This is a genomic window from Kitasatospora sp. NPDC058965, from assembly GCF_042741245.1.
In the GTDB taxonomy this organism is placed as follows: Bacteria; Actinomycetota; Actinomycetes; order Streptomycetales; family Streptomycetaceae; genus Kitasatospora.
The window spans coordinates 20,126-31,663 of sequence record NZ_JBHYKG010000067.1; the positions used below are offsets into that span (position 1 = coordinate 20,126).

The following is an 11,538-nucleotide window of genomic DNA, read 5'->3' on the forward strand; positions in this document are numbered from 1 at the left end:
TCCTGTCCCCTCCATTGTTGCGGACGCCGTCACGGTGCCCAAAGCGGGGTCGTGGTGAGCACCGTCACGGTTGACGCGCCGGCTCCGCGGGGAGGCGGCCGGTCAGCCCGCGGTCGGGTCCTCACCGCGGTCCAGGGCCTTCCACAGGTCGGCGGGGGTGCTCCCGGCGCCCGGCGCGGCGGTCTTGGCGGTGGGGGCCTCGTAACGGGCGCCCATGGCCGGCCAGTCCCGCCCGCGCAGCAGGGTCAGCGCGCCGGCCGCGGCCAGCAGCAGCCCGCCGAGCAGCGCCACGTACGGCCACGCGGTGTGGCCGACCCGCTCGGCCACGGTGCCGGTCAGCGCGAGTCGGCGCGAGGCCAGCGCGTCCACCGTGCTGCTGTCGCCGGCGCCCAGCGCCGCGCCGGCCGCGGCGCCCAGCCCGGCCGCCACCACCAGTACGCCGACCAGCTGCCGCCCGGCCCCGCGCACCGCGAAGACCGCGACCGCGGAGGCCAGCCCGACCAGCGCGAGCGCGCCCGGCAGGCCGGAGATGTCGCTGCCCGAGGCGGCCACCGCGAGGTTGCCGGCCGCGGTGCCCTGCGCCCAGGTGCGCCCCACCGCGACCAGCACCAGCACCGCGCCCAGCACGGTGAGCAGCAGCATCAGGGCCAGGCCCCGCCGGCTGGCGGTACGGGGCGCGGCGGCGGACTCGGCACGGGGGGTGGGGATGGCGCTCACCCGTCCACTATCCCCCGAGCCCGTCGCGCCCGAACCGTTGGGGGTACCCCGGCCGGACGCGGGGGGCTCAGGCCACCGGGGTCCGCAGCGTGTTGGCGGTGGCGACCGCGCGCAGCACGGCGGCCGCCTTGTTGCGGCACTCGGTGTCCTCGCCGGCCGGGTCGGAGTCGGCCACCACGCCGGCGCCGGCCTGCACGTAGGCGGTGCCGCCGCGCAGCACGGCGGTGCGGATGGCGATCGCGGTGTCCGCGTCGCCGGCGAAGTCCAGGTAGCCGACGCACCCGCCGTACAGGCCGCGGCGGGTGGGCTCCAGCTCCTCGATGATCCGCATCGCCCGCGGCTTGGGCGCGCCGGACAGCGTCCCGGCCGGGAAGCAGGCGGTGAGCACGTCGAAGGCGGTGCGGCCGTCGGCCACCTCGCCGGTGACGGTGGAGACGATGTGCATCACGTGGCTGTACCGCTCGATCGACATGAAGTCGACCACCTCGACGCTGCCCGGGGTGCAGACCCGGCCCAGGTCGTTGCGGCCGAGGTCGACCAGCATCAGGTGCTCGGCCCGCTCCTTGGGGTCGGCCAGCAGCTCGGCGGCCAGCTCGGCGTCCTCCTGCGGGGTGGCGCCGCGGTGCCGGGTGCCGGCGATCGGGTGCACCATCGCCTGACCCCCCGTCACCTTGACCAGCGCCTCGGGGCTGGAGCCGACCACGTCGAAGCCGCCCTCGGCGCCGCCGTCCGGCCCGGGGAACCGGAACAGGTACATGTACGGGCTGGGGTTGGTGGTGCGCAGCACCCGGTAGACGTCCAGCGCGGAGGCCGGGCAGGGCGCCTCGAACCGCTGCGAGGGGACCACCTGGAAGGCCTCGCCGGCCCGGATCCGCTCCTTGACCACCTCGACCGCGGCCCGGTAGGGCGCCCCGCCGAAGGGTGACACGGCGTCAGCGGCGGTGGGGGTGAAGGTGGCCAGGCCCGGGTCGACCGGCTTGGCGAGCTCGGCCTCCATCGCGTCCAGCCGGGCCACCGCGTCCGCGTAGGCCTCGTCCGCGCCGCTGGAGAGGTCGTTGTGGTTGACCGCGTTGGCGATCAGCAGGACCGTGCCGTCCACGTGGTCCAGCACCGCGAGGTCGGTGGCCAGCATCATGGTCAGCTCGGGCAGGCCCAGGTCGTCCGGGTTGAGGTCGGGCAGCTTCTCCAGCCGGCGCACGATGTCGTAGCCGAGGTAGCCGACCAGGCCGCCGGTCAGCGGGGGCAGGCCGTCGTCGTCGTGCCGCGGGGTGTGCAGCGCGGTCAGCGCGGCCCGCAGCACCTCCAGCGGGTCGCCGCCGCGCGGGATGCCGACCGGCGGGGTGCCCAGCCAGCGGGCGCCGCCGTCCTCGTCCACGGTCAGGGTGGCCGCGCCGCGCACGCCCACGAAGGAGTACCGCGACCAGCTGCGGCCCTGCTCGGCCGACTCCAGCAGGAAGGTGCCCGGGCGCTCGCCGGCCAGCGAGCGGTACAGGCCGATCGGCGTCAGGCCGTCCGCCAGGAGCCGGCGGGTGACCGGGATCACCCGGGTGTCGACGGCGAGCTTGCGGAAGGCCTCAAGGTCCATGGCGTGGACACCAACTCTCTCGGGGGGGCGATCTCTCGGGGGGATGGTCGCGGCCGGGTCAGCCGGCGAGCAGCACGTCTTCGTCGAAGCAGGTCCGGGCGCCGGTGTGGCAGGCCGCGCCGGTCTGGTCGACCTTGACCAGCAGGGTGTCACCGTCGCAGTCCAGCGCGACCGACTTCACCAGCTGGACGTGGCCCGAGGTGTCGCCCTTGACCCAGTACTCCTGGCGGCTGCGGCTCCAGTAGGTGCAGCGGCCGGTGGTCAGGGTGCGGTGCAGCGCCTCGTCGTCCATCCAACCGAGCATCAGCACCTCGCCCGTGTCGTGCTGCTGGGCGATCGCGGGCAGCAGTCCGTCCGCGCTGCGCTTGAGGCGGGCGGCGACGGCCGGGTCGAGGGCGGTGCTGCCGGGGGCGGCGGGGCTGGGCGGCGGTACGGATGACATGCGGCCCATTCTGGCAGGCCGACGGCGTCGACGGGGGCAGCGACCAACTCCTGGAAACCGCCCCCGCGGAGCACCGCGCTGCGGGATTCTGTCGCCATGACCAAGTCCCCGCGCTCCCGCACGGCCGCGACCGTGGTGGTGCTGCTCGTCGCCCTGGCCGGGGTGACGGCGGTGCTGCTGTGGCCCGGCGGCGCCAAGCACCCGGCGGCCGCGCCACCGCCCGCCTCCTCGGCCCCGGCGTCCCCGAGCCCGTCGCCCTCCCCCACCAAGCAGCTGCCCTACCCGTGGTTCCCGGTCGGGACCTGCGTGGACCACCCGCAGCTGAGCCCGGTGATCACGGTGGCCGAGGTCCGCCCGTGCCAGGGCCCGCACGACGGGGAGTCGATCGCCAACCCGGTGCTGCCGGACGGGCTGGCGAAGGAGAGCCAGATCGCGCTGGCGCTGCTGAAGGCCTGTCAGCCCTACGTCACCGCCTGGGAGGCGCAGCAGGGCGGCGGCACCTGGTACGGCTTCCCGATGGGCCCGTCGCTGGCGTACTACAACCAGGGGCAGCGGGACGCGACCTGCCTGCTCACCGCCTCGCAGCGGCAGGGCGGCAGCAAGCTGGCCCAGCCGCTCAAGCCGGTGGCCACCGCGGCCCCGTCGAGCCCGGCGGCCGCGCCCTCCACCGGCTGAGCCGACGGGCGCTAGCGGACCGGGTGGCCGGCGTCGCGCAGCGCGCCCTTGACGTCGGGGATGGTGAGGTCGCCGAAGTGGAAGACGGAGGCGGCCAGCACCGCGTCGGCGCCGGCCTCGACGGCGGGGGCGAAGTCGGCCAGCTTGCCGGCCCCGCCGGAGGCGATCACCGGGACCGCCACCCGCTCGCGGACGGCGCGGATCATCGCCAGGTCGTACCCGTCCTTGGTGCCGTCCGCGTCCATCGAGTTGAGCAGGATCTCGCCCGCCCCGAGCTCGGCGGCCCGCACCGCCCACTCCACCGCGTCCAGGCCGGTGCCCTGGCGCCCGCCGTGCGTGGTCACCTCGTAGCCGGACTCCGTCCCGGTGCCCGGCCGGCAGCGCCGCGCGTCGACCGAGAGCACCAGCACCTGGCGGCCGAACCGCTCGGCGATCTCCCGCACCAGCTCCGGCCGGGCGATCGCGGCGGTGTTGACCCCGACCTTGTCCGCCCCGGCGCGCAGCAGCTTGTCCACGTCGGCCACGGCGCGCACGCCGCCGCCCACGGTGAGCGGGATGAAGACCTGCTCGGCGGTGCGCCGCACCACGTCGTAGGTGGTCTCCCGGTCGCCCGAGGAGGCGGTGATGTCCAGGAAGGTCAGCTCGTCGGCGCCCTGGGCGTCGTAGGCCCGGGCCAGCTCCACCGGGTCCCCGGCGTCGCGCAGGTTCTGGAAGTTGACGCCCTTGACCACCCGGCCCGCGTCCACGTCCAGGCAGGGGATCACACGTACGGCCAGGGTCACTTCGGGCTGCTTTCCACGGGTTCGGGGGCTTCCAGGGTCTGCGCCAGGCCGGCGCGGTGGGCGTCCAGTTCCACCTCGACCATCAGCCGGGCGTCCACCAGCCCGGCCACCACCACCATGGTGGTCACCGGGCGGACCTCGGCGAAGACCTGCCGGTGCGCCCGGCCGACCTCCTCGGTGTCCCGCACGTGCGTCAGGTAGATCCGGGTGCGGACCACGTCCGCGGCCGTCAGACCGTACGCGGCGAGTGCCGCGAGGCCGTTGTCGAAGGCGGTGAGCGCCTGGGCGAACGGGTCGCCCTCGCGCTCGATCCGGCCGTCCACCCAGGCGGTGCACCCCGCCACGTGGACGTGGTCACCGGCCGCCACGGCACGGGACGACCCGAGCCCCTCCTCCAGCGGGGAGGAGCCGGGCAGCCTGCCGCGCACGATCCGACGGTCCGTCACGATGACACAGCCTCCAGGGCCTCTTCGAGGGTGAACTTGTGCTCGTAGAGGGCCTTGCCGACGATCGATCCCTCGACGCCCTCCGGCACCAGGGTGGCGATCGCACGCAGGTCGTCCAGGGAGGACACGCCGCCGGAGGCGACCACGGGCTTGTCGGTGGCGGCGCAGACGTTGCGCAGCAGCTCCAGGTTCGGGCCGGTCAGGGTGCCGTCGCGGTTGACGTCGGTGACCACGTAGCGGGCGCAGCCCTCGGAGTCGAGGCGGGCCAGCACCTCGTACAGGTCGCCGCCGTCGCTGGTCCAGCCGCGGCCGCGCAGCGTGGTGCCGACCACGTCCAGGCCGACCGCGATCTTGTCGCCGTGCTCGGCGATCACCTTGGCGACCCACTCCGGGGTCTCCAGCGCGGCGGTGCCCAGGTTGACCCGGGTGCAGCCGGTGGCCAGCGCCGCGGCCAGCGACTCGTCGTCGCGGATGCCGCCGGACAGCTCGACCTTGATGTCCAGCGCGCCGGTCACCTCGCGCAGCAGGTCGCGGTTGCTGCCGGTCCCGAAGGCGGCGTCGAGGTCGACCAGGTGGAGCCACTCGGCGCCGGCCGCCTGCCAGGCGAGCGCGGCGGCCAGCGGCTCGCCGAAGGAGGTCTCGGTGCCCGAGGCGCCCTTGACCAGGCGGACCGCCAGGCCATCACGGACGTCGACGGCGGGAAGCAGTTCGAGGCGGCTCATCGTTGGCAACTTTCCAAGCGTCAGAGGGTGTTGACCCAGTTGGTGAGCAGGGCGGCGCCGGCGTCGCCGGACTTCTCGGGGTGGAACTGGGTGGCCCACAGCGGGCCGTTCTCCACCGCGGCGACGAACGGCTCGCCGTGGGTGGCCCAGGTGACCAGCGGGGCGTGCAGCCGCGCGCTGTGCACCTCCAGCTCCCAGCGCCGCACCGCGTAGGAGTGCACGAAGTAGAACCGGGTGTCCGGGTCCAGCCCGGCGAAGAGCCGGCTGCCCTCGGGCGCGGCCACGGTGTTCCAGCCCATGTGCGGGATCACCGGTGCCTGCAGCGGCTCGACGGTGCCGGGCCACTCGTCGCAGCCGGCCGTCTCCACGCCGTGCTCGACCCCGCGTTCGAACAGGATCTGCATGCCGACGCAGATCCCGAGCACCGGGCGGCCGCCGGCCAGCCGGCGGCCGATCAGCTGCTCGCCGCGGACCGCCTTCAGCCCGCGCATGCAGGCCTCGAAGGCGCCCACGCCGGGGACCAGCAGTCCGTCCGCGTCCAGCGCCTGCTGGAAGTCGGAGGTGACGGTGACGTTCGCCCCGGTGCGCTCCACCGCGCGCTGCGCCGACCGCAGGTTGCCCGAGCCGTAGTCGAGCACCACCACGTTCTTGGCCATCAGTCGTACTCCCGTGCTAGTCAGAGGCGCATGACGCCTGCGGCCAGGCTCATGACGGACCCGATGGCGAGCACGGCGATGATGCCCTTGGACACCTTCTGCTTCGAGAAGGAGTAGACGCCGCCGGCCAGGAAGAGGCCGACGAAGATGAACGCGACAGCGGACTTGCTCACAGCGCACCCTTGGTCGAGGGGAGGATCCCGGCCGCCCGCGGGTCGAACTCGGCGGCGTAGCGCAGGGCCCGGGCCAGGGCCTTGAACTGGCACTCCACGATGTGGTGCGCGTTGCGACCGTACGGCACGTGCACGTGCAGGGCGATCTGGGCCTGGGCCACGAAGGACTCCAGGATGTGCCGGGTCATCGTCACGTCGTACGTGCCGATCATCGGCGCCATGGTCTCCGGCTCGGTGTGCACCAGGTACGGGCGGCCGGACAGGTCCACGGTGACCTGGGCGAGCGACTCGTCCAGCGGCACGGTGCAGTTGCCGAACCGGTAGATGCCCACCTTGTCGCCGAGCGCCTGCTTGAAGGCGGCGCCCAGCGCGAGGGCGGTGTCCTCGATGGTGTGGTGGGTGTCGATGTGCAGGTCGCCCTCGGTCTTCACGGTCAGGTCGAACAGACCGTGCCGGCCGAGCTGGTCGAGCATGTGGTCGTAGAACCCGACGCCCGTGGAGATGTCGGTCACCCCGGTGCCGTCGAGGTCGATCTCGACCAGGACCGAGGTCTCCTTGGTGGTGCGCTCCACGCGCCCGATGCGGGACATAGGGTCTACAGCTCCTTGATCACTGAGGCGACGGCGGCCAGGAACGCGTCGTTCTCCTCGGGCGTGCCGGCGGTGACCCGCAGGCGGCCCGGCACGCCGTTGTTCCGGACCAGCACGCCGTGGTCGAGGATCGACCGCCAGACGGCCTGCGGGTCCTCGAAGACGCCGAACTGGATGAAGTTGGAATCGGAGTCGGTGACCTCCAGCCCCAGGGCGCGCAGCGCCTCGACCACCCGGTCCCGCTCCTGCTTGAGCCGCTGGACGTAGCCGAGCAGCGTGTCGGTGTGCTCCAGGCAGGCCAGCGCCGTGGCCTGGGTGACGGCCGACAGGTGGTACGGCAGCCGGACCAGCTGCACCGCGTCCACCACCGCCGGGTCGGCGGCCAGGTAGCCCAGCCGCAGGCCGGCCGCGCCGAAGGCCTTGGACATGGTGCGGGTGACCACCAGCAGCGGACGGCCGGTCAGCAGCGGCAGCAGCGAGGCGCGGTGCGAGAACTCGACGTAGGCCTCGTCCACCACGACCAGGGTCGGCTTGACCGCCTGGGCGGCCTCGTACAGCCGCAGCACCGTCCCGGCGGCGACCGCGGTGCCGGTCGGGTTGTTCGGCGAGCAGATGAAGAGCACGTCCGGACGGTGCTCGGCGAGCGCGGCCACGGCCGCGTCCTCGTCGATGGTGAAGTCGTCCCTGCGCGGTCCGGCGATCCACCGGGTGCCGGTGCCGCGCGAGATCAGCTCGTGCATCTGGTAGCTGGGCTCGAAGCCGAGCGCGCTGCGGCCGGGGCCGCCGAAGGTCTGCAGCAGTTGCTGGATGACCTCGTTGGAGCCGTTGGCCGCCCAGACCTGCTCGCGGACCAGCGGGTGCCCGCCGGTCCGGGTCAGGTAGGCCGCCAGGCCCTCGCGCAGCTCGACCGCGTCCCGGTCCGGGTAGCGGTTCAGCCCGCGGGCGGCCTCGGCCACCCGCTCGGCGATCCGGGCCACCAGCGGCTCGGGCAGCGGGTACGGGTTCTCGTTCGTGTTCAGCTGGACCGGGACGTCCAGCTGCGGGGCGCCGTAGGGCGACTGTCCGCGCAGCTCGTCGCGGACCGGCAGCTCGTCGATCTCCACTTAGCTCTGGTCCTCCGTGACGGGCGCGTCGGGCACCGTCCAGTCGAAGCGGGCTCGCACGGCGTCGCCGTGGCCGGGCAGGTCCTCGGCGTCGGCCAGCGTGACCACGTGCGCGGCCACCTCGGCCAGCGCCTGCTTGCTGTAGTCGACCACGTGGACGCCGCGCAGGAAGGACTGCACCGACAGGCCGGACGAGTGGCAGGCGCAACCGGCGGTGGGCAGCACGTGGTTGGAGCCCGCCGCGTAGTCGCCCAGCGAGACCGGCGCGTAGCGGCCGACGAAGATCGCGCCGGCGTTGCGCACCCGGGCGGCGAGCGCGGCCGCGTCCCGGGTCTGGATCTCCAGGTGCTCGGCGGCGTAGGCGTTGGCCACCGCCAGGCCCTGCTCCAGGTCGTCCACCAGCACGACCGCCGACTGCCGGCCGCCCAGCGCGGTGGTCACCCGCTCGCGGTGCTTGGTCCGCGCGACCTGCTCGACCAGCTCGGCCTCGACCGCGCCGGCCAGCGCGACCGAGTCGGTGACCAGCACCGAGGCGGCCATCGGGTCGTGCTCGGCCTGGCTGATCAGGTCGGCGGCCACCTCGCCGGCGTCGGCCGTGTCGTCGGCCAGCACCAGGATCTCGGTCGGCCCGGCCTCGGCGTCGATCCCGATCCGGCCCTTGAGCAGCCGCTTGGCGGCCGCCACGAAGATGTTGCCCGGGCCGGTCACCAGGTTGACCGGGGCGCACTCCTCGGTGCCGTAGGCGAACATCGCCACCGCCTGGGCGCCGCCGACCGCGTACACCTCGGTGACGCCGAGCAGCGCGCAGGCGGCCAGCACGGTGGGGTGCACCTTGCCGCCGAAGTCCTTCTGCGGCGGCGAGGTCACCGCGAGGCCCTGGACGCCGGCCTCCTGGGCCGGGACCACGTTCATCACCACGGAGGACGGGTAGACCGCACGGCCGCCGGGGACGTAGAGGCCGACCCGGTCCACCGGCACCCAGCGCTCGGTCACCGTGCCGCCGGGCACCACCTGGGTGGTGTGGTCGGTGCGGCGCTGCGCGCGGTGGACGATCCGGACCCGCCGGATGGTCTCCTCCAGCGCGGCCCGCACCTTCGGGTCCAGCGTCTCCAGCGCGGCCGTGATCTCCGCCGGCGGGACCCGGGTGGAGGACAGCCGCACCCCGTCGAACCGCTCGGTGATCTCGATCAGCGCCGCCACGCCGCGATGGCGCACGTCCTCGCAGATCGGACGCACCTTCTCCAGGGCGTCCTCCACGTCGAACTCGGCACGGGGCAGCAGGTCACGCGGATCGGAGGTGGATCCGCGCAGATCGATTCGAGAGATCACAGCGCCAAGTGTAAGGAGTGGCCGGAACCGGTGGCCCCGCATTTCAGTCCGTGATACGAACCCTGAGACGTTCGAACAAGGGGGGTATCGGATATGGACCAGGCTCCGACCGGCTGGAGCAAGGTCGAGCAGCGGCTGTGGCGGGCCTTCGGGCGCGGCGACATCCTCGACCTGTCGGCGGGCGACCGGGCGGCCGACGACCCGGCCCGGGGGGCCGACTGGGGACCGGAGCGCACCGTGCGGGCCGAGACGCTGGCCCGGCTGCTGCTGGCCGGCCCGGAGGCGGAGCCCGGCCGGGTCCGCGGGCTCAAGCTGGTCGGCGTCAAGGTCACCGGGCGGCTGTGGCTGGCCGGCGGCCGCTTCGAGACCTTCGTGGAGCTGCACGACTGCTTCTTCGACACCGGCATCGTGCTCTCCGAGGCGCACGCCGGCACCCTCCGGATCGACGGCTGCCACCTGCCCCGGCTCGACGCCTCCCGGTTGGACACCGCCGGCGACCTGGTGCTGGCCCGGTGCACCGTGCCGTACGGGGTCCGGCTGACGGACGCGCAGATCGGCACCGACCTGATCGCCAACTACCTCCAGGTGGGTGCCGACCAGTTCGGCCGGGCGTTCTCCGCCGACGGGATGGCGGTGCACCAGGACTTCGAGGCGGACCGGCTGGAGTGCGACGGCGAGCTGAGCCTGCGCACCGCGCGGATCGGCGGCCGGTTCTCGCTCCGCGGGGCCCAGCTGCGCGGGCGGCAGGGGAAGAAGAACTGCTTCAACGCGGCCCGGCTGAGCGTCGGCAGCACCTTCTACCTGACCGGCTGGCGGGACCCCAGGGGGGCGGCGCTGGAGTCCCAGTCGCAGGCGCGGGAGCAGGCCGAGCGGGCCGAGGTCGAGGCCCGGACCGGCGGGCCCGACCTGCGGTACAGCCGGCCGATCGGCGACCCGGGGCCGTACCGCGGCGCGGTGCCGGCGGCGCGCCGGCGCCCCTTCTCGGCCGCGGCGCAGGAGGCGCTGGAGGAGGCGACCGAGGCGGCCACCGAGAGCGTCTACGGCCAGGACTTCGGCGAGGACCACGACAACGGCATCCCGTTCCGCGCCTTCGGCGGGGTCCGGCTGGAGGACGCCCGCTTCGAGAGCGCCTGCCTGATCAACTACGCCGAGTTCCACCTGGGCCGGGACCAGGAGCTCTCGATGCGCCGGATCCAGACGCCCGAGCTGCGGTTCACCTGCCCCGCCCCGCCCACCGGCATGGTGGCGCTCTCCCGGGCCCGGGTCGGCAACCTGGTGGACCGGCCCACCGCCTGGCCGCGCGACCACAAGGTGCGCCTGACCGGCTTCTCCTACGAGGCGCTGCGCCCGCCGGAGGGCGCCTACCACAGCATCCACGAGCGGATCGCCTGGCTGGACGGCGCGCTCGACAAGTTCCACCCCGAGCCGTACGAGCAGCTGGCCGCCGCACTGCGCCGGGACGGCCTGGACGACGACGCCCGGCACGTCCAGTACGCCAAGCAGCAACGCCGGGCCCGCACCCTGCCGCTGCCCGGGCGGCTCTGGTCCCGGCTGCAGGACGTCACCGTCGGCTACGGCTACCGCCCCGGCCGGGCCGCGCTCTGGCTGCTCGCCGCCTGGGCCGTGGGCACCCTCTGGTTCACCGGCCACCCGCCGGCCCCGGTCAAGCCCGACGAGCACCCGCACTGGAACCCCGCCCTCTACGCGGCCAGCCTGGTGCTCCCGATCGTCAACTTCGGCCAGGACGGCTGGGCCCCCGCCGGCTTCGGCCAGTGGTTGGGCGCGGCCCTGGTGCTCTCCGGCTGGGTGCTGGCCTCCACCGTGGTGACGGGCGCCACCCGGGTCCTGCAGCGGGGCTGATCCTGGTGGAGGTGCACAACGAGTTCAGCGGCCGGGCCGTCTTCGTGGTCCAGGCCGGGACCATCAACGGGTCGGTGAACCCGACCTTCGTGACGCGGGAGTTGACGCCCGAGGAGCTGGCGGGCCTGCGGCTGGCCCACGTGGTGCGGGCGCAGTGGTACCGCGAGGCGCAGGTGCGGGGGTTGCTGGATCCGCAGCCGCTGGCCACCCGCTGGGTGGCCGACCAGGCGGCGCACGGGGACCACGTCGCGCTGGCCGGCGCGTGGGAATCGGCGGGGGCCGGCGACCTGGACGCCTTCGCCGCCGCGTTCCTGGCGCTGCCGCAGCGGCGCCTGGTGCTGCTCGGCGAACCGGGGGCCGGCAAGTCCAGCGTCGCCGTGCTGCTGCTGCTGCGCCTGCTGGACGAGCCGGCCCCGGGCGAGCCGGTCCCGGTGCTGCTCCCCCTCGCCTCCTGGGAC

Annotated in this window: 13 protein-coding genes and 1 pseudogene; 3 read left to right on the top strand and 11 right to left on the bottom strand. The window is 74.2% G+C overall.

The window, feature by feature from the left end:
- Nucleotides 1-102: 102 nt before the first annotated feature.
- From ACFW1A_RS14140 to hisI, 3 genes are all read right to left on the bottom strand, one after another.
- Nucleotides 103-717: a TIGR02234 family membrane protein gene (locus tag ACFW1A_RS14140; protein WP_380408642.1), complete on the bottom strand. Its 615-nt coding sequence runs from the start codon at nucleotides 715-717 to the stop codon at nucleotides 103-105.
- 67 nt (nucleotides 718-784) lie between these two features.
- Nucleotides 785-2,302 (bottom strand): anthranilate synthase component I, encoded by a 1,518-nt coding sequence (locus ACFW1A_RS14145; RefSeq protein ID WP_380408644.1) that lies wholly within the window; start codon nucleotides 2,300-2,302, stop codon nucleotides 785-787.
- A 58-nt stretch (nucleotides 2,303-2,360) separates the two neighbouring features.
- Nucleotides 2,361-2,744 carry a phosphoribosyl-AMP cyclohydrolase gene (hisI, locus tag ACFW1A_RS14150; protein ID WP_380408646.1) on the bottom strand — a complete coding sequence of 128 codons (384 nt, stop codon included), beginning with the start codon at nucleotides 2,742-2,744 and terminating at the stop codon, nucleotides 2,361-2,363.
- A 96-nt stretch (nucleotides 2,745-2,840) separates the two neighbouring features.
- Here hisI and ACFW1A_RS14155 point away from each other — a divergent pair, with 96 nt between their 5' ends.
- Complete coding sequence (locus tag ACFW1A_RS14155; RefSeq protein ID WP_380408648.1) at nucleotides 2,841-3,419, top strand: hypothetical protein; 579 nt, start codon at nucleotides 2,841-2,843, stop codon at nucleotides 3,417-3,419.
- An 11-nt stretch (nucleotides 3,420-3,430) separates the two neighbouring features.
- Here the strand turns inward: ACFW1A_RS14155 and hisF are convergent, their stop codons facing one another.
- Genes hisF through hisD form a run of 8 tightly spaced genes read right to left on the bottom strand, consistent with a single transcriptional unit; the run spans nucleotide 3,431 to nucleotide 9,220 of the window.
- Nucleotides 3,431-4,201 (bottom strand): imidazole glycerol phosphate synthase subunit HisF, encoded by a 771-nt coding sequence (gene hisF, locus ACFW1A_RS14160; protein ID WP_380408650.1) that lies wholly within the window; start codon nucleotides 4,199-4,201, stop codon nucleotides 3,431-3,433.
- Nucleotides 4,198-4,647: a Rid family hydrolase gene (locus tag ACFW1A_RS14165; protein WP_380408652.1), complete on the bottom strand. Its 450-nt coding sequence runs from the start codon at nucleotides 4,645-4,647 to the stop codon at nucleotides 4,198-4,200. The genes hisF and ACFW1A_RS14165 overlap by 4 nt, the downstream gene beginning before the upstream one ends.
- Nucleotides 4,644-5,369 carry a bifunctional 1-(5-phosphoribosyl)-5-((5-phosphoribosylamino)methylideneamino)imidazole-4-carboxamide isomerase/phosphoribosylanthranilate isomerase PriA gene (gene priA, locus ACFW1A_RS14170; protein WP_380408654.1) on the bottom strand — a complete coding sequence of 242 codons (726 nt, stop codon included), beginning with the start codon at nucleotides 5,367-5,369 and terminating at the stop codon, nucleotides 4,644-4,646. Before priA ends, ACFW1A_RS14165 begins: the two co-directional genes overlap by 4 nt.
- A 20-nt stretch (nucleotides 5,370-5,389) precedes the next feature.
- Entirely contained in the window at nucleotides 5,390-6,025 is a 636-nt protein-coding gene (hisH, locus tag ACFW1A_RS14175; protein ID WP_380408656.1) for an imidazole glycerol phosphate synthase subunit HisH, read from the bottom strand.
- 20 nt (nucleotides 6,026-6,045) lie between these two features.
- Entirely contained in the window at nucleotides 6,046-6,198 is a 153-nt protein-coding gene (locus ACFW1A_RS14180) for a hypothetical protein (RefSeq protein WP_380408658.1), read from the bottom strand.
- Nucleotides 6,195-6,788 (bottom strand): imidazoleglycerol-phosphate dehydratase HisB, encoded by a 594-nt coding sequence (gene hisB, locus ACFW1A_RS14185; protein ID WP_380408660.1) that lies wholly within the window; start codon nucleotides 6,786-6,788, stop codon nucleotides 6,195-6,197. Before hisB ends, ACFW1A_RS14180 begins: the two co-directional genes overlap by 4 nt.
- A gap of 5 nt (nucleotides 6,789-6,793) precedes the next feature.
- Nucleotides 6,794-7,891, bottom strand: a complete 1,098-nt coding sequence (locus ACFW1A_RS14190) for a histidinol-phosphate transaminase (RefSeq protein ID WP_380408662.1) — start codon at nucleotides 7,889-7,891, stop codon at nucleotides 6,794-6,796.
- Complete coding sequence (hisD, locus tag ACFW1A_RS14195; protein ID WP_380408664.1) at nucleotides 7,892-9,220, bottom strand: histidinol dehydrogenase; 1,329 nt, start codon at nucleotides 9,218-9,220, stop codon at nucleotides 7,892-7,894.
- 93 nt (nucleotides 9,221-9,313) lie between these two features.
- Here hisD and ACFW1A_RS14200 point away from each other — a divergent pair, with 93 nt between their 5' ends.
- On the top strand, nucleotides 9,314-11,080 hold the full coding sequence (locus ACFW1A_RS14200) for an oxidoreductase (protein ID WP_380408666.1): 1,767 nt from the start codon (nucleotides 9,314-9,316) through the stop codon (nucleotides 11,078-11,080).
- An 11-nt stretch (nucleotides 11,081-11,091) separates the two neighbouring features.
- Nucleotides 11,092-11,538 (top strand): annotated as a pseudogene (locus tag ACFW1A_RS14205) (hypothetical protein); the annotation flags it as partial.

Bases quoted from the DNA above. Each gene is read 5' to 3' on its own strand.
- hisH (WP_380408656.1), bottom strand. From the start codon at position 6,025: ATGGCCAAGAACGTGGTGGTGCTCGACTACGGCTCGGGCAACCTGCGG.
- ACFW1A_RS14145 (WP_380408644.1), bottom strand. From the start codon at position 2,302: ATGGACCTTGAGGCCTTCCGCAAGCTCGCCGTCGACACCCGGGTGATC.
- priA (WP_380408654.1), bottom strand. From the start codon at position 5,369: ATGAGCCGCCTCGAACTGCTTCCCGCCGTCGACGTCCGTGATGGCCTG.
- hisB (WP_380408660.1), bottom strand. From the start codon at position 6,788: ATGTCCCGCATCGGGCGCGTGGAGCGCACCACCAAGGAGACCTCGGTC.
- ACFW1A_RS14200 (WP_380408666.1), top strand. From the start codon at position 9,314: ATGGACCAGGCTCCGACCGGCTGGAGCAAGGTCGAGCAGCGGCTGTGG.
- ACFW1A_RS14155 (WP_380408648.1), top strand. From the start codon at position 2,841: ATGACCAAGTCCCCGCGCTCCCGCACGGCCGCGACCGTGGTGGTGCTG.
- hisI (WP_380408646.1), bottom strand. From the start codon at position 2,744: ATGTCATCCGTACCGCCGCCCAGCCCCGCCGCCCCCGGCAGCACCGCC.